Source organism: Halobacillus sp. KGW1 (assembly GCF_001592845.1).
In the GTDB taxonomy this organism is placed as follows: Bacteria; Bacillota; Bacilli; order Bacillales; family Halobacillaceae; genus Halobacillus.
Map to the genome: position 1 here is coordinate 302,134 of NZ_LSOC01000002.1, position 14,971 is coordinate 317,104.

Sequence of the window (14,971 nt, forward strand, 5' to 3'; positions counted from 1 at the left end):
GTAACGTCATCCTTTATGATGAGGATACCATAGTTTGGCAGCAGAGGAGAGATAGCTTTTGAATGGTATCGGCTGGTTGATTGTTTTCAGTGAAATTGGATTTTGGGTCGTCATTTTGCTCGGACTTGTGCTTCGCTACGTCGCAGGAAAGGAGAAGGCAGGGCTGTTCTTCCTCGCCCTTACACCGGTGATCGATCTCCTTCTTCTCATCGCGACAAGCGTCGACCTTTATCGTGGGGCGACGGCGACGACGATCCACGCTGTGGCAGCGGTTTATATCGGAGTATCCATCGCGTTCGGGAAGAGCATGATCCGCTGGGCGGACGAACGCTTTCAATATTATGTTACGAAATCCGGTCCGAAACCAAAGAAACGCAAAGGGATGGAGCATGCGCGTCATTACTTCAAAAGCTTTCTGCAGCACATCCTTGCTTATGCGATCGGGTCCGCTTTCCTGTGGGTCTTGATCTGGTTGATCGGCGATCCGGAGAGAACCGAAGCGCTCTTCGGCGTCTGGCGGATCTGGTCGCTTGTCCTCGGAGCGGATTTCCTGATCGCTTTAAGTCATTTCCTATGGCCGAAGAAGTAAGAGCGGAGCACGGCTTCCGCTCTTTTTTTCGTTGATAATTTCAGGGCCGAATAGTTTTATGGGAGCCACTCCTGCCAAATTAAAAAACTCTCTCTGGAGGATCATCAATGGATTGAAAGAGGAATGGAAGCAGGTGAGGGACGAATGGTTAACGAAAGTATGGATAGATGGAAGTATGATCAGGAAGTTTCCAACCATTTTGCAGGCTGCATGAAGAAGAGAATAGCAGGAGGGAGAGAAGTGGATGGGGACCCGAAGTCAAAGGGATGGGATGTTTTTTAGAGGCCTTAGGTGAACCCCTCTTGTAATCAAGTATGGGAGTGATTTTTCTAATGGAAATCCATTTCAAAGTGCAAAGAATTAAAGCAGAACAAACGTACCATCTTCGACACCAAATACTCAGACCACATCAATCGTTTCAGGCATGTCAATATGATACGGATCATGATTCCGGGGCATTTCATATAGGTGCGTTCCATAAAAGAGAATTGGTCAGTGTGGCTTCTTTTTATCCTGAATCTCATCCGGAATTGGCAGACTCTCATCCATATAGATTAAGGGCTATGGCTACTGTCGAAGAATATAGAGGGAAGGGAGCAGGAAGGGAGGTAGTGACCTTTGGAGAGAGCGAATTGAAACATCTTGCAGCAGATCTGCTTTGGTGTAAAGGCAGGACTTCTGTAAAGCAATATTATGAGAGGCTTGGTTTTCAACCTTTCGGAGAAGCTTTTGACTATCCTTCCCTAGGGCCGCATGTAATTATGTATAAAGAGCTTAGGTAGGGTTTCCTGTTATTAGATAAACCAAATATCATTGGAACCATAGTTGCTATGTTACAATGATATTTATTGAATACATAATTTTACAGGGGTGATCTTTCATGGATACAACGCAGCAGAATAGTACGGCCTGGGACCAGAAAGTAGAAGAGGGCTCCAAGTACACAAAGCCTGTAAGCAGGGAAGTGATAGAAAAAGCGAAGAAGGATGAATGGAGTATAAGCGTGACAACGGAAAAACAAGTACCCAGGCACTGGTTTCCTGAATCGTTGAAGGATGTGAAAATCCTTTGTCTGGCTTCCGGAGGGGGACAACAGGCACCCGTTCTCGCTGCGGCAGGAGCAGATGTTACGGTGACGGATATTTCTAAGAAGCAGCTGGAGCAGGATCGGAATGTCGCAGACAGAGACGGATTGTCTTTAAGGGTTGTACAAGGGGACATGACAGATCTGAGTGACTTTGAGGATGAATCGTTTGATCTGATCGTCAACCCGGTTTCAAATTTGTTTGTGAAAGATGTACACCTCGTTTGGAAAGAAGCATACAGGGTTTTGAGCCGTGGTGGTGTTCTGATCACTGGTTTTACCAATCCGCTGTTATGGATTTTTGATGATGACAAGGAAAGAGAAGGGATACTGGATGTGAAGCACGCGGTACCGTCGTCGACGCTTGATTATATGCCGGAAAGCGATGTCGAAGCATACATAAAATCAAACCAGACCATTGAGTATGCTCATACGTTGGAAGATCAGATACAGGGCCAGATCAATGCTGGGTTTGTCCTTAATGGATTTTACGAAGACGATTTCGGCGGAACCAGAATATTGGATAAACATATCAAAACCTTCCTTGCTACAAGAGCTGTGAAAGCGTAGAATTATTCTTCCTTTAGTAACGTCTCTCACAATCTCACAAGATAGGGGGAAATGAGGTTAGGAGTGAAAGTATTAGACACCCGATCATTCATGCGATTAACGCGGTTATTTTTGTTCTTTTGTTAGGTACGGGAGCCATGTTGTTCTTTGGTACTCATTTTGTCCCGCAGCCGGACCCCTACACAGCGGAGAATGTGGCCATCGTTTTCATTTATATCCTTTGGGCGGTAAGTTATTGGCTGCAGTTCAAGGTGCAGACGTATAAAAGTATTGTGTTTATAAATGTCGGTCTTATTGTTTTCCTTGGTTTTTATGTTGTTTTTATGTATTATCCCATAACTTTTTTGGAATTGTTTCTGGAGTAAGCAGGGGTGTAGATTATTGCGTTTACTATCGAAGAGGAACTAGTTTTGACAAACCTAACAGAGGTGAGTGTATGAAGAAAATGGGTATCTTGTCTTTCCTTCTTTTTTTAATTTCTTCGTTAACGTTCGTTTATTCATTTTTTAATGTTTCTAGAGAGAACATTCCGGGCGGGATCATGATTTTTCTTTCGATCCTGGTGCCGATTTTCGGAGTTTTTGCTGCCTCCTTAGCGGAAAGAAGTGCGGCGAAGGTTATTGGATTAATCGGCAACTTGGTTATCCTGTTCTTTTCTGTGATCATTCCGGCTGTGTCGATGCTCTTTTGGAATCAGCCTTAAAGAATTGCCAGAAAGCGGGTACATTATCAGGAGGTCGGATATGGACATAAGAAAAGCACAGCAGGGCGATGCTCTGGGAGTGGCTGAGGTCCAAGTGGACACATGGCATTTTACATACAGTGACATCGTACCGGAAAGTTATTTGCAGAGGATGACTTATGCGGGACGGGAAAAGAAATGGCGAAAAATCATTGCTGCGGAACAGGTATACGTAGCCGCTGTGCCGGCAGAGGGCATCGTCGGTTTCATTCATGAAGGGCCGGAAAGAAGCGGCCTTTATGCTGGATTTAACCAGGAGGTTTATGCACTTTACATCAGGAAAGAGCACCAGGGGAAAGGGCTTGGAACGCGGCTTCTGGATGCGTGGAGGACGGGGCTGCTGCATAGGGATGTGTCTGTCCTCGTACGGGTGCTTGAAGACGATCCTGCTTGTGCTTTTTACGAAAAGAAGGGTGCGGGTAGGATCGGCAGTCAGACGGTGACCATCGATGGTGTCGATTTGGAGGAAGCTGTATATGGATGGAGCGATATCCGGCAAATCGACTTCTGAACAAAAAAGAGGAACCTGTCACAGGTTCCTCTCTTTTGTTATAGATGGTTCTGGGTCAGTTTGTTGATTTTAACTTTCAATTGGACGATAGAGATGACGTAAAGGGCGATTAGAAAGCCATACAAAACTTTGAGAGCTGTGTAGATCGGATGTCCGGTGACACCAGGCTGGAAGATGGTTGCAGCAAGAACGAGGGTAACCAGGAACAGCGGGATCAGCAGATTGACGAGCAGCCGGTACTTATGCGCTTCCGTCTCGTGATCGGTATAAATGTCCGGTGCGTCTTCGTTTGCTGTGAGCGGTTTACGGAAGTAGTGCCAGCCGTGGAAGCGCTCGACCTTCTCCCATCCAGCTTCTTCGAACAAAGCTAAATAGCTGTCGATATCCTCGTCCGTCCCGTTCCTGTAGTCCAGTTTATAGACGTATTCGCCCGGTTCTCCTTGAATGAATGTGTAAAGGCCGAAGCGGTACCGGGCCAGATGCCAGCCGTCCTTGGCCATCGATTGCAGCCATTCGGCTTCTTTATTGTCCTGCCATGTAAAAAATATCCGTATCGTTCGTTTATACATTCGTTTTCGCTCCTGTTCTTCCTTTTCTCAATTTCCGGCAGCGGTATGCGAAGCCGAGGAAAACCATTCCAGTGATCATGGTAGGGAACAAGGCAATTATTCCTATCCATTCGAATGCCTCACCGATCCAGGCAGGAAGCCCCGCCTCGCTGCTGAGGGCGCTCAGCAGGAAAGAAAGAACGGTCGTAACCAGCGACCATAGGGCCCATTTCCCGTCTTTCTCTTTCTCTGTTTCATACTTTTCCAGGAGGCTCGTCTTATCTGTATAGAGCGGTGTCGTTCCCGGCTCCGCCGTAAAAAGGTGAATATAATCTACCGACGAACATACGTGTCTCCAGCCTGCCTCTTCAAACAAATCGAAGTAGTCTTCATCCGGACTCTCCCGATAATCGATTTCGAACTGCTTCTCCTCCGGTTCTCCCTTTCGAAGCCGGAACCCAAGCAGCAGGAAGCGTTCCACATGCCAGCCTTTCTTCGCATAGCGCGCCAATTTCTCCATTTCTTTCCCTTCTGAAAAGGCGAGTCCATCCATCATGATATATTTACGCTTCATTGATAACATCCTCCTTCTTCTGCCATACCTCTTCGGCATGACGGATCATTCGCCTGCGCCGCTCGACATCGGATTTCAGCAGTTCTCGTCCGGCAGCTGTTGCGATATACGTCTTCTTTTTCCCGGAACCTTCCGCAAGCTCAATCAGCTCTGCTTTCAATAACTTCTTGATCGTCGTATAAAGGGAGGCAGGACCGATGGTGAATTCACCGTCCGTCCACTCTTCGATCGTCTGCATGATCAAGTACCCGTGACGGGCTTCCAGAAGGGAAAGGAGGATATAGAAGGACGTATCCGTCAGCTCCCCGGCATCTAAGGCATCGTTTCTGGCCAATCTCTTCACCTCATTTATATCGTTTAATGATATATCGTTAAATGTAATATATCGTTTAATGATATAAAAGTCAATTTATTATTGGGAATTTTTTTCAGAATTCGCTTGAGGAGAGGAAAAAAGAAAAATCCGGTCATGGAACGCTCTTATAATAAAAGCGTTCGATGACCGGAAGTTGTATGTTTTCTGTCATTCTATATGCTCAAGCTGTTGATTGAGCTTTCGTGATTCATGACGGAAATAGAGATAAAACCCGAGCCAGATCACTCCATACAGGACAAGAAAGACGGCGATGAAGAAGAGCAGACTTGTCAAGGTGAACGGCATCCATCCTACCCAGGCGCTGAGCGGAAAGAACAGGCACGTCACAATCAGGAAGTGGACGGCCGTCTGTCTGAAAAGGCTCCATGATTCGATTTCGAAAAGGAGCGGCGTGACGGAGAAGAACCAGCCGCAGAACATCGATCCGAGTGAATTTTTGATAAAGGGATCGGCTTGGAATACGGTGACATCTCCGAAGAAAAAGATGGCATAGGTGGTGAGGACCGAGAGGAATGCTCCGAAGAAGATGCCGATGAAACTGCGAAATAGAAATGTTTTCATTTGTTTTCCCTCCTGTTCTTATTCAATAGTTCTTTGATCTTACTGACGTAGTGTCTCGAGGCGTAGGTTTTCGCTCCGGACTTGAAATGGACGGCGAGCGTCCCGTGGAAGGAAGGCTCGAAGTGGCTGATTTCATACAAATTGGCAAGGACGGACTTCGACAACCGGATGAAGCGTCTTGATGGAAGCAATTGTTCCAGTTCATACAGTTTTTCCTTCATCGTAAACGTCCCTTTTTCGTTCTCTGCGACAACATGCTCCCCGGAAGTCTGGAAATAGTGGACATCCTCCGGTTTCAGGAGATGCTGTTTTCCTCCGCGCTTACCGGTAAGCAGGTCCGTTTTACCGGCTTTCAGGAAATCAAGCAGTTCTTTGATATCGTCATCAAGCTCGCTGCAGTGGATGGTCACCTTCGTCTCTTCGCAACCTGGGTCGACATCCAGTTGGATCTTCACATGCTCCACCTCCTTGGCTTTCTCTCTATGTTCTCAGTATAGGGAAACGAAAGAAAAGTGTCAGCACTCCTCCGGTAAGACGCACCTTATGGCGGATGAGCTGCAGCTATGAGGTGCCCTTCTGCTTCTCTTCCATAGATGTCTGTGATACCCTTTTTCTAGAAAATAAATGTTGTGGAGAGGTGTACCGTGGAATTAAAGAAAAGCAAGTATATAAAGACAGGGATGCTCCGTTTCGGCTTTCCGGCCGGAATTTTGTTTTTCATCGTCAATCAATTCATCATGCGCGGGGGCGTAGGCTTTACGGTCGCTGCCTTGTTGGATTTCCTTATTACCGTCGTCCTATTTACGTTGGTAGGCGGCTTTTTCGGTTACGGGATATGGAAGGGAAAGAGGGATCAGCAGGAGACGGAGTAGAAGAAAATATTATTTTTGAAACGTTTATGAAAACTCTCCCGTAAATGCATAACAGAAAATGATGAAGAGGTGGGGCTATGGAACAGCGGTTGGAAGGATTGGCAGAACAGGTGAAGGAACAATTCGGTTTACGCGATTATACGCTCGCGCGGGAACACATTCATCGGAGGGTAGGTCCGAATCGGGAGACACAGTTTATCTACAGCATGGAATGGTTTCCGAGCGATTCGGATCAGGACGATGAAGATCTCAATCCGGAAGGGACGGCAAGCATCGAAGTCGATGTCCATACAGGGCAGCTGCAGCATGTGATTTTTGTAGGCGGGGTGACCCATGAGGAGTCGATTGTTCTGGATGATGAAGCAAAAGTCCGACGCTGGATCGAAACAGAGACCGGGGTAAACGTGGCCGAGCAGACGGAACAGGCAAGCGGGGAGATAAGAACGTATCAGTACCATAGTGTGATCGACGGGATACGTACGACTCCGGCTGGGACGATCGAGATCCGTCTTGATGAAGCAGGGAGGCTCGTGTTCTTCACCATACACGGACGGTTCCCGCAAAAGGAAGAGGCGGACGTGGAGTCCTTCGCCCTCACGACGGAAAAGGTGAAAGAGATTGTCATGGAGCAGCTACAGCTGTTGGAATTCCCGGTGATGGAAAAGGAATGTTTCGTCTCTGCGTTTGCACTCGAAGAAATCTATGTGACCAATGACGGCAGGGAAACGCTTCCTTTTCAACTCTTTTGGTCGGAGCAGAGGGTGGAACGGGACGAGATTTTGACTTACTCTTCTCCTCTTCGGGGGACGGTGGAAACGCAGGAAATCGATCTATCCGAAGAAGTGAGCCTGGAGCAGTTGGAAAAACAGGAGCCCCACCCGGACCTTGAGCCGCTGGAACCGGGTACGGTTGATCGGGTCGATAAGGCGATTGTGCGCTTCCTGCGGATGAATCATCCGGAAGACAGTGGGAAATGGCGCTGGAAGAACGTCTGTCGGGACCAAGGTTATGTCGTCGCAGAGCTGGAGGAAGTGGAAAAGACGAGGACCGTTTTCCAAAGGAAGCTGAAGCTGTTCTTAAGCAAGGATGGTGGAGAGGTTCTTACCCATATCGACACGGGCGCATTTCTGGAGATGTTCGATGCGTTCGAAGCGGCCGACACGGCGCAGTACACAAAAACAGAGGCGTATGAGCTCCTGAAAGATAAGCTGAAGCTCCGTCCGACGTATGTGCTGGACAGGACGACCGGCAGATACTGCCTTTGCGGACTGCTTGACTGTGATGATGCTGTATTGAGTCACTCGGGGGAAATCGTGCCGCTCGCGGATTTATAAAGCAACCTTATTACAGAAAGAAAAAAACACCCCTACCGGATTTGGATGGGGTGTTTCTTTTATTCAATACACTAACCCGACGGCAGAGAATACGAATAACAAACAAAGGACGAGAATCGGCAGGTTGTATTCTTTTCTGATGATGGTAAGCAGGGCGAATATACCAAGGGAAATCGTCGACAGGGCACTCGCTGCGTAACTTGCAGAGACGGCGACGGAAAACCAATCCATTAAAATGGTTGCATAGACGAGCAGAACACCAATGACGAAGGAATATTTTTTCATAAGCAGGGTGGTACGGTCGACTGCTTTTGCCGGTTTAATAGTCACATTCCCCAGGAGATCGCGATTACTGATTTTCGTATATTCTTCATTCAGTCTCGGGTAAATCGGCTGCATATAAGGTGCTTTATTCTGAATCGAATCGAATCCCCAGGCGAGGCGTGTATCTCCAATCATATAGGTGGAGCTGTCTGTCGGCGGATCGACGGATGAGTAAGAAGGGGTAAGCTCCCGTTCCGGGTCGATGGAAAATACGACACGGTTTCCTTCTATACCTTCTTCGTATTTCTTTTTATTAGAGAAGACTCCGTACTTGATGGTCGCTCCGATATTGCGAAGTGGATGCCGGAAAAAGGTCCACATGGCGATGCTTACGTCCATGGGTGTCCATCCCTTCCCTTCAAGGAAAACCTCATTCCAGGCGTGCGGTTCATTCTTCCCCATCCAAGCCCCGACGAGCACTCTTGCCGGGATTCCCAGGGAACGGCAGTAGGAAGCGAGAAGCGCAGAAAGCTCTCCGCAGTCTCCTTTTTTTGAAGCTTTACAGTAGGAAACCCCCCGTTTGTTGAATTTCGTTGAGTATTTATAGTGGTCACGGATGTGTCGGAAAAGAAGGCGTACTTTCGCATGATCGTCGACGGCATCACGGACGATTTGTTGTGCTTCTTGAAGCGTCTCCTCATCAACCGGTATGAGGGAGGAGCTTCTGAGGAAGAAGGCTTTTTCTTCTGCGCTTTTTCCTACCGGGTCCCAATAACCTGCCTCCGCCTTCATGGAAAGCTGTGTATTTCCATCCAAGTGGAAGAAATAGAGATCCCCTAAGAAAGGATGGCTGGTACGGCGCGTGGGAGAAGCGCCGGGGAACGTGACATTCCGGCAATCGTCCGTCACAGAAAGCCAAACGTCGATTCCTTTGCTGCTTCTATTCTCGTATAAGAATTCGAATGTTTTTCGTTTCATGAAGCATTGCTCCCTTTTACGGATATTTTCTCAGGCAGCTTCTCCCGGAACCGCTTCATCCATGTCCAAGCCCGTTGATATTCCTTGTTGTTCAACAGCAGGAAGTCCAGTCCTATCATGATGGCTGAGAAAGTGATCAGTCCCATGACGATGGCAATTCCGATATGGAACGCTATGATTCCTGCGATGATGATATACTTCGCATATTTGTTGAACAGGGCGAGTGGAAATGCCAATTTGATCAGGATGGAAGCATAGGTGAAGAATACGATGAAATACGTATTGCTTGTGAGAACGCCTTCCCAAAATTCGGAAGAGTATTGTTCTACCTGCAGAATATAGTAGAGCGCGGTTCCACTGTTCCACCGTTCGCCCATGATCTGATAGATTCCCGAAGTGAAATACATGATAGACAATTGGATGACGACGAAAGCAAGCCCGAAATTATGGATGATGGCAAACGTATCTTTCCATCGATCCAGGAACTTCAGCCGTCTAAGGAACGTAACGGAGAAGTACGCCGTAACATTCATAAACAGCATATAGAAAAGACACAAGTACAGGATGTTATCGCCGCCGTCGCTGATGAACGCATTTCGGTTAATGAGTGAAAAGGTGAACAGGAAGTTCATGATTTGTGTGAATTTGCCACCGGTCCCGATCATGAACAAGAAAGAGAAAATCAAACCTGCATGAAACATGACCTCGAAATAGGCGGCACTGTCAGACAGGCCGTAAACCGAAAAAGGGAGCCGGTAGATCGTATTGTAAATATCGTTCGAAATGACGCCGCTGTCCGCCCAGTAGAAGTGTCTTAATGGATAGTTGATGACATAGTTGTAAACCAGGATCGCACCGAGGACGATCCTTGTCACACTTGCACCGATTAAATGTTTAGGGGAGGTGAACCAGTCGATTATTCTATTCAGCATGTAGAGGGCTCCCTTCAGACGTCGTATGAATCCACATAGAAATAATCTCTCCATTCAAAATCGATGTACTGTGCTTCCCGTTTATAATCAGGATTGTTTCGCTCGGAATAAGGAACAGGAGAGACCTCCATGATCCGGACATTCACTTCCTTCACTTCCCCGGCATCCGTCAACAGCGGAATGGAGGAGTTGGCAAAACGGTACAGGGCGTCGATCTGTTCGCTGCGCTGTTGTTCAATGACCTCTTCATTTACGACATCGGTCGCTTCTTCTTCCCCGGTTTTCTTCCTGTAGGCCATGACGAGGTCATTAGGTCGGTAAATGCTGAAGAAAATCCCGGAAGGTACCCTCGCTGCGCGGTTAATGGCACTGAACCGGTTCTGTTGATTGGAATCGAGAATCGGGGTGGAGATATCGTTCCAATCCGATTCTTCTCCACTCTCCGTCCGGTATTTGACGAGGATCTTATGATTCTTCGATATAGGCTCCGGGGCAAATAAGTTCCAGTTTTGATAGAACAGCGGATCTTTATACTGGTTGATGGCTTCCCTGTGGGTGACGGAAACAGGGTTGTTCGGCCCGACGGAAAGACCGAGCATCGTAAAGTGGAAAACTAGAAAGATCGTTCCGGCTAGGATAAGTACGAGGTGCCCTGGCTTGTTCATGACGGCCTCCTTTATGTTATGGTAATGATTGACAAAGGTAACGAGAGAGGATGACGACATTGAAAAAGTTCTCCTATGCCGCTTTGATTGCTGCGTCCGTATTGAATATGCTGATTGCAGGCGCTACGTTAGCCGGATTGTTTTTAGTGGATACTCGTAACGGATTGAACGGGACAGAGTATTGGCTGGTCGGTAACCAGGCGTTTTTAGTAGCTACGCTGCTTGTGTTCATCGGGACGCTTGTACTCTTTTATCTTTTAGCGAAAGGACGGCCTGAAAAAATAATTGCACCCTGGTTCATCGCCGCCGGACTTTTACTGATCATCACATCATTGGGATCCAGCTGGGTGACAAGTGCGCTTTTCTTTTTCGGCGGGTGGACAATTGGATCATCCGGGGAATGATGCGGGCTTCCTATGTATCTTTATGTTCCGCTTTCTCCGACCTTTTAAACCCAAGAATACTATAATTTGACATATAGACGGATGCATGAGAAGCTGGTAATTGTAAAAATACACCAAGGAGGAATTGCATGAAGTATAAGAAATTCGGAGCTATTGCACTAGCTGGGACTGTTGTATTAGGATCATTGGGAATGTCATCGTCTTTAGCCGCTTCGAATGAAGTAAGTCCGGAAGAGCAGAAGAAAGTCACAGGAGAAAATGCGGAAACCGTAGAGCCTGAAGCAGTACCAGCCATCGTCGGAACGGCGTTTCTGACAGGTGCAGCGGGTGCAGCGGGTGCGAAGGTCGGGGATGCTGTCGCTGACTTCGCTGTAGACAAGCTCAACGGCCACGAAAATGTTGACCCTGCTATTAAGGAAGATGCAAACCTTGATGTCATTTTTGACTGAAATACGAGCGATTAAGTAGAGATGATAATAGATAGAAAGATAGCCTGGCCCTGTTGGGTCAGGCTTTTTTTATGTATCGGGTGTCGTAGACAAGAGGACGGAAGCAGTCCTTATTCGCGTCTGTGCCTGGAGGCATATCTATTCCAAAGGTGGTAGCTGATCCAGAAAGCAAGAACGATGAGGAAGGAGTATTCTCGATAATCCTCCGGGAGTGTAAGGTAGGTGAGGACGGCGGCAAGGAGGAAGGGCGGCAGTAAAATCCAATATCGTTCTCGGTTTGTCCGTTTCTTCATAAAAGTCCTCCCGACTTTTGTATCTTTCCTTTATGGAAGCGTATCATATCGACGGAAATTTTGGAAGGAGATGCCATCTATAAGCCTTTCCGGCCTCTGCGGCTTCAAAAATATGTTATGATTTAAATGGATTCCAGTTGGTTAAACACTAAGTAATCCTGGAAGTAAGGGATTAGATAGATAGGGATAGATTCAGAAAGGGGATACATAGTCTTGAACGCGAAATATTTGGATTTACTTGCTCAGAAATACGATTGTGAAGAGAAAGTAGTGACAGAGATCATCAACTTGAAAGCGATCCTCAATCTGCCGAAAGGGACCGAGCACTTCGTCAGCGATCTGCACGGGGAATACCAGTCCTTCCAGCACGTGCTTCGGAACGGCTCCGGACGTGTGCGGGAGAAGATCATGGACTTGTTTGCCGACGATCTTACAGAAGAAGAGATCAACGAGTTCGCTGCCCTGGTCTACTATCCGGAAGAAAAAATCAAGATCATCAAGAACGGCTTTGGTAACAAGGAAGAGCTCAATCAATGGTATGCGCTCATCATCGACCGGATGCTGAAACTGATTTCCTATGCCTCTTCCAAATACACACGGAAGAAACTCCGCAAAGCTCTTCCGCAGCAGTTCGACTACATCGTCGAAGAACTGCTGTACAAAACGGAAGACTACTACAATAAAGAAGATTACTATAATAAAATCGTCCAGCAGGTCATTTCGCTCGGTCAGGCGGACAAGCTGATCATCGGGCTTGCCTATACGACCCAGCAGCTCGTCGTGGACCACCTGCACGTCGTTGGGGACATTTACGATCGTGGGCCGGAACCGGATAAAATCATGGAGACGCTCATCAACTACCACTCGGTCGATATCCAGTGGGGAAACCATGACGTCTTATGGATCGGTGCCTTCGCCGGTTCCAAAGTCTGCCTTGCCAACATCATCCGTATCTGTGCTCGCTATAACAACCTCGATATCATCGAAGACGTTTACGGAATCAACCTGCGGCCGCTGCAGAACCTGGCGGATAAATACTATGACGAAAATGCTGCGTTCCGTCCGAAAGTGCAGACCGATTCCAAGCTTTCGGATGATGAGATCGCACAAATCACGAAGATCCACCAGGCGATCGCCATGATCCAGTTCAAGCTGGAGAGTCCGATCATCAAGCGCCGTCCATATTTCAACATGTCGAACAGGCTTCTTCTTGAACAGATGGATTTGGAGAACAAAGAGCTGACCATCAACGGCCAAGCCTATCCACTGGAGAATACTTGTTTTTCAACGGTCGACCCTGAAGATCCTGCCCGCCTCCTTGAAGAGGAGCAGGAAGTGATCGACAAGCTGTTGTTCTCCGTCCAGCATTCGGAGAAATTGGCCCGACACATGAAATTCCTCATGAAGAAGGGGAACCTGTATTTGAAATATAACGGAAACCTTCTGATTCACGGATGCATTCCGCTGGATGAAGACGGCAACCTGGAGAAAATGACGATAGAAGATCAGACGTACGGCGGCCGCGAGCTTCTCGATAAATTCGAGTATTATCTGCGTCATTCCTTCGCACATCCGGAGGAAACCGACGATCTCGCAACAGACATGGTCTGGTATCTATGGACAGGCGAATATTCGTCGCTCTTCGGGAAGCGGGCGATGACGACGTTTGAGCGGTATTTCATTAAAGATAAAGCGACACATAAAGAAGTGAAGAACCCGTACTATACGCTTCGTGAATACGAAGAGACCTGCCATACGATCCTTGAGGAGTTCGATTTGGATCCGGAGCACGGTCATATTATCAACGGCCATACGCCGATCAAGGAAATCGAAGGCGAGGATCCGATCAAAGCGAACGGCAGAATGGTCGTCATCGACGGCGGCTTCTCGAAAGCCTACCAGTCCACGACCGGAATTGCCGGGTATACGCTGTTGTACAATTCCTACGGCATGCAGCTCGTCGCCCACAAGCACTTCAATTCAAAAGAAGAAGTGCTGAGCAACGGGACGGACGTGCTTTCCGTCAAGCGACTCGTCGACAAGGAGCTCGAACGGAAGAAGGTACTCGAGACCAATGTCGGGGAAGAGCTGCTTCAGGAGCTTCATATTTTAAACCGTCTCATGCAGGAACGTTATATGAATTAAACAGACCCTCCGGCGAATACTTGCCGGAGGCTTTTTTTGTGTTTGGAAAAGTTGCGGAAATATCCATTGACTATCGAGGAGAATTCTTATATAAAGAAGACGATTGTAAAAAACATGACGCCTGGGTAAGGGTTTTTATACATAACACAATCAGGTGGAAAGCGGGGAGTACATTATTCAGTTACAGCGAATCGTAGAAAGCAAAACGTTCACAAACTTCATTCTGGCGGTCATCCTTTTCAATGCCGTCCTGCTCGGTCTGGCGACAGACGAGCGGATTTACGCATCCTATGAGAATATCTTAATTCTTCTCGATATCGTCATCCTGGCGATCTTCACCATTGAAATCCTGATGAAAATAGTGGTCTACCGTCTGCGTTTCTTCCGAGATGGGTGGAACATCTTCGACTTTGTCATCGTATTCGGCACGCTTGTTCTATACAACAGCCACTTCATCGCTGTCCTGCGGATTCTCCGGGTTCTCCGGGTACTGCGGACGATTTCTGTCGTTCCATCGTTACGCAGGCTGACGACCGCACTGTTCATGGCCATTCCGGCGATCGGATCGGTGACGCTCTTAATGGGAATCATCTTTTACGTCTATGCCATCATCGGAACGAGCTTCTTCGGCGAACTTGCACCGGAATACTTCGGAGATGTCGGGTTAAGCACGCTGACGCTTTTCCAAGTGTTCACACTGGAGAGCTGGGCAAGCGGCGTCTTCCGGCCGATCTTTGCAGAAGTAACATGGTCCTGGCTGTATTTTGTTTCGTTCATTATCATTTCCGCTTTCATCATCCTCAACCTTATCGTCGGGGAAATCGTCAATAATGCCCAGCAGCTGTCTGAGCATGCCGAAGAGGAAAGCAGGGATATGGAACGGATCAAGCAGGATCTGCAGGAATTGAAGCAGATGATGAGAGAAAATGGAAAACATTGAAAGGCTGAGGGATTTCCCCCTCGGCTTTTTTTGTATGCCGCACGTAACAGGAGTTCTTGTGTAAGGGTGTAGAAGAGATTCAGGAAATTTATTGAAACGAGAGGCTGTTTTTGTCGTATAGTTGAGTAGAAGGTTTAGAG

At 47.5% G+C, this 14,971-nt stretch carries 21 protein-coding genes; 12 read left to right on the forward strand and 9 right to left on the reverse strand.

Annotated features, from left to right (window positions below):
* Positions 1 to 58: 58 nt before the first annotated feature.
* From AXG56_RS02170 to AXG56_RS02195, 6 genes are all read left to right on the forward strand, one after another.
* Positions 59 to 589 (forward strand): hypothetical protein, encoded by a 531-nt coding sequence (locus tag AXG56_RS02170; protein ID WP_062513019.1) that lies wholly within the window; start codon positions 59 to 61, stop codon positions 587 to 589.
* Positions 590 to 733: 144 nt separating this feature from the next.
* Positions 734 to 871, forward strand: coding sequence for a hypothetical protein (locus AXG56_RS19365; RefSeq protein WP_161484893.1), 138 nt, complete (start codon positions 734 to 736; stop codon positions 869 to 871).
* 50 nt (positions 872 to 921) lie between these two features.
* The gene (locus tag AXG56_RS02175; RefSeq protein ID WP_026578436.1) at positions 922 to 1,371 is read left to right on the forward strand and encodes a GNAT family N-acetyltransferase; all 450 of its coding nucleotides are present in this window, start codon (positions 922 to 924) and stop codon (positions 1,369 to 1,371) included.
* 98 nt (positions 1,372 to 1,469) lie between these two features.
* A complete protein-coding gene (locus AXG56_RS02180; protein ID WP_062513021.1) occupies positions 1,470 to 2,243 on the forward strand; it encodes a class I SAM-dependent methyltransferase in 774 nt (257 codons plus the stop codon).
* Between the two features lie 436 nt (positions 2,244 to 2,679).
* On the forward strand, positions 2,680 to 2,946 hold the full coding sequence (locus AXG56_RS02190) for a hypothetical protein (protein ID WP_062513024.1): 267 nt from the start codon (positions 2,680 to 2,682) through the stop codon (positions 2,944 to 2,946).
* Positions 2,947 to 2,986: 40 nt separating this feature from the next.
* The gene (locus AXG56_RS02195) at positions 2,987 to 3,496 is read left to right on the forward strand and encodes a GNAT family N-acetyltransferase (protein WP_062513027.1); all 510 of its coding nucleotides are present in this window, start codon (positions 2,987 to 2,989) and stop codon (positions 3,494 to 3,496) included.
* Between the two features lie 38 nt (positions 3,497 to 3,534).
* Here AXG56_RS02195 and AXG56_RS02200 read toward each other — a convergent pair whose 3' ends face one another.
* From AXG56_RS02200 to AXG56_RS02220, 5 genes are all read right to left on the reverse strand, one after another.
* Positions 3,535 to 4,065: a DUF2812 domain-containing protein gene (locus tag AXG56_RS02200; protein ID WP_062513029.1), complete on the reverse strand. Its 531-nt coding sequence runs from the start codon at positions 4,063 to 4,065 to the stop codon at positions 3,535 to 3,537.
* The gene (locus tag AXG56_RS02205; protein ID WP_008638042.1) at positions 4,058 to 4,618 is read right to left on the reverse strand and encodes a DUF2812 domain-containing protein; all 561 of its coding nucleotides are present in this window, start codon (positions 4,616 to 4,618) and stop codon (positions 4,058 to 4,060) included. The genes AXG56_RS02200 and AXG56_RS02205 overlap by 8 nt, the downstream gene beginning before the upstream one ends.
* Complete coding sequence (locus AXG56_RS02210) at positions 4,608 to 4,952, reverse strand: PadR family transcriptional regulator (protein WP_008638044.1); 345 nt, start codon at positions 4,950 to 4,952, stop codon at positions 4,608 to 4,610. The genes AXG56_RS02205 and AXG56_RS02210 overlap by 11 nt, the downstream gene beginning before the upstream one ends.
* A gap of 189 nt (positions 4,953 to 5,141) precedes the next feature.
* Entirely contained in the window at positions 5,142 to 5,555 is a 414-nt protein-coding gene (locus AXG56_RS02215; RefSeq protein WP_026578441.1) for a DUF3021 domain-containing protein, read from the reverse strand.
* Positions 5,552 to 6,010: a LytTR family DNA-binding domain-containing protein gene (locus AXG56_RS02220; RefSeq protein ID WP_008638047.1), complete on the reverse strand. Its 459-nt coding sequence runs from the start codon at positions 6,008 to 6,010 to the stop codon at positions 5,552 to 5,554. Before AXG56_RS02220 ends, AXG56_RS02215 begins: the two co-directional genes overlap by 4 nt.
* Positions 6,011 to 6,199: 189 nt before the next feature.
* Between AXG56_RS02220 and AXG56_RS02225 the strand changes: the two genes are divergently transcribed.
* Both AXG56_RS02225 and AXG56_RS02230 read left to right on the forward strand, forming a co-directional pair.
* A complete protein-coding gene (locus AXG56_RS02225; protein ID WP_008638048.1) occupies positions 6,200 to 6,427 on the forward strand; it encodes a hypothetical protein in 228 nt (75 codons plus the stop codon).
* A 77-nt stretch (positions 6,428 to 6,504) separates the two neighbouring features.
* Positions 6,505 to 7,761, forward strand: a complete 1,257-nt coding sequence (locus AXG56_RS02230; protein ID WP_062513030.1) for a hypothetical protein — start codon at positions 6,505 to 6,507, stop codon at positions 7,759 to 7,761.
* Positions 7,762 to 7,824: 63 nt separating this feature from the next.
* Here the strand turns inward: AXG56_RS02230 and AXG56_RS02235 are convergent, their stop codons facing one another.
* Genes AXG56_RS02235 through AXG56_RS02245 form a run of 3 tightly spaced genes read right to left on the reverse strand, consistent with a single transcriptional unit; the run spans position 7,825 to position 10,600 of the window.
* Entirely contained in the window at positions 7,825 to 9,003 is a 1,179-nt protein-coding gene (locus AXG56_RS02235) for a transglutaminase family protein (protein WP_062513032.1), read from the reverse strand.
* Positions 9,000 to 9,935: a hypothetical protein gene (locus AXG56_RS02240; RefSeq protein ID WP_062513034.1), complete on the reverse strand. Its 936-nt coding sequence runs from the start codon at positions 9,933 to 9,935 to the stop codon at positions 9,000 to 9,002. The genes AXG56_RS02235 and AXG56_RS02240 overlap by 4 nt, the downstream gene beginning before the upstream one ends.
* 14 nt (positions 9,936 to 9,949) lie before the next feature.
* Positions 9,950 to 10,600, reverse strand: a complete 651-nt coding sequence (locus AXG56_RS02245) for a DUF5819 family protein (RefSeq protein ID WP_152522233.1) — start codon at positions 10,598 to 10,600, stop codon at positions 9,950 to 9,952.
* A gap of 50 nt (positions 10,601 to 10,650) precedes the next feature.
* Between AXG56_RS02245 and AXG56_RS02250 the strand changes: the two genes are divergently transcribed.
* Both AXG56_RS02250 and AXG56_RS02255 read left to right on the forward strand, forming a co-directional pair.
* The gene (locus tag AXG56_RS02250) at positions 10,651 to 11,004 is read left to right on the forward strand and encodes a hypothetical protein (RefSeq protein ID WP_153017400.1); all 354 of its coding nucleotides are present in this window, start codon (positions 10,651 to 10,653) and stop codon (positions 11,002 to 11,004) included.
* A 128-nt stretch (positions 11,005 to 11,132) separates the two neighbouring features.
* Entirely contained in the window at positions 11,133 to 11,453 is a 321-nt protein-coding gene (locus AXG56_RS02255; protein WP_008638064.1) for a hypothetical protein, read from the forward strand.
* Positions 11,454 to 11,563: 110 nt separating this feature from the next.
* Here AXG56_RS02255 and AXG56_RS02260 read toward each other — a convergent pair whose 3' ends face one another.
* Positions 11,564 to 11,746, reverse strand: a complete 183-nt coding sequence (locus AXG56_RS02260; RefSeq protein WP_026578449.1) for a hypothetical protein — start codon at positions 11,744 to 11,746, stop codon at positions 11,564 to 11,566.
* Between the two features lie 213 nt (positions 11,747 to 11,959).
* Here AXG56_RS02260 and AXG56_RS02265 point away from each other — a divergent pair, with 213 nt between their 5' ends.
* Positions 11,960 to 13,891: a fructose-bisphosphatase class III gene (locus AXG56_RS02265; RefSeq protein WP_062513038.1), complete on the forward strand. Its 1,932-nt coding sequence runs from the start codon at positions 11,960 to 11,962 to the stop codon at positions 13,889 to 13,891.
* Positions 13,892 to 14,045: 154 nt separating this feature from the next.
* Entirely contained in the window at positions 14,046 to 14,831 is a 786-nt protein-coding gene (locus tag AXG56_RS02270) for an ion transporter (RefSeq protein ID WP_062513040.1), read from the forward strand.
* Positions 14,832 to 14,971 lie beyond the last annotated feature (140 nt).

What these genes read in the sequence shown, in the direction of transcription:
- AXG56_RS02190 (WP_062513024.1), top strand. Translation starts at nt 2,680, where the DNA reads ATGAAGAAAATGGGTATCTTGTCTTTCCTTCTTTTTTTAATTTCTTCG.
- AXG56_RS19365 (WP_161484893.1), top strand. Translation starts at nt 734, where the DNA reads ATGGTTAACGAAAGTATGGATAGATGGAAGTATGATCAGGAAGTTTCC.
- AXG56_RS02230 (WP_062513030.1), top strand. Translation starts at nt 6,505, where the DNA reads ATGGAACAGCGGTTGGAAGGATTGGCAGAACAGGTGAAGGAACAATTC.
- AXG56_RS02245 (WP_152522233.1), bottom strand. Translation starts at nt 10,600, where the DNA reads ATGAACAAGCCAGGGCACCTCGTACTTATCCTAGCCGGAACGATCTTT.
- AXG56_RS02255 (WP_008638064.1), top strand. Translation starts at nt 11,133, where the DNA reads ATGAAGTATAAGAAATTCGGAGCTATTGCACTAGCTGGGACTGTTGTA.
- AXG56_RS02180 (WP_062513021.1), top strand. Translation starts at nt 1,470, where the DNA reads ATGGATACAACGCAGCAGAATAGTACGGCCTGGGACCAGAAAGTAGAA.
- AXG56_RS02240 (WP_062513034.1), bottom strand. Translation starts at nt 9,935, where the DNA reads ATGCTGAATAGAATAATCGACTGGTTCACCTCCCCTAAACATTTAATC.
- AXG56_RS02195 (WP_062513027.1), top strand. Translation starts at nt 2,987, where the DNA reads ATGGACATAAGAAAAGCACAGCAGGGCGATGCTCTGGGAGTGGCTGAG.
- AXG56_RS02175 (WP_026578436.1), top strand. Translation starts at nt 922, where the DNA reads ATGGAAATCCATTTCAAAGTGCAAAGAATTAAAGCAGAACAAACGTAC.
- AXG56_RS02235 (WP_062513032.1), bottom strand. Translation starts at nt 9,003, where the DNA reads ATGAAACGAAAAACATTCGAATTCTTATACGAGAATAGAAGCAGCAAA.
- AXG56_RS02205 (WP_008638042.1), bottom strand. Translation starts at nt 4,618, where the DNA reads ATGAAGCGTAAATATATCATGATGGATGGACTCGCCTTTTCAGAAGGG.
- AXG56_RS02260 (WP_026578449.1), bottom strand. Translation starts at nt 11,746, where the DNA reads ATGAAGAAACGGACAAACCGAGAACGATATTGGATTTTACTGCCGCCC.
- AXG56_RS02200 (WP_062513029.1), bottom strand. Translation starts at nt 4,065, where the DNA reads ATGTATAAACGAACGATACGGATATTTTTTACATGGCAGGACAATAAA.
- AXG56_RS02215 (WP_026578441.1), bottom strand. Translation starts at nt 5,555, where the DNA reads ATGAAAACATTTCTATTTCGCAGTTTCATCGGCATCTTCTTCGGAGCA.
- AXG56_RS02250 (WP_153017400.1), top strand. Translation starts at nt 10,651, where the DNA reads ATGACGACATTGAAAAAGTTCTCCTATGCCGCTTTGATTGCTGCGTCC.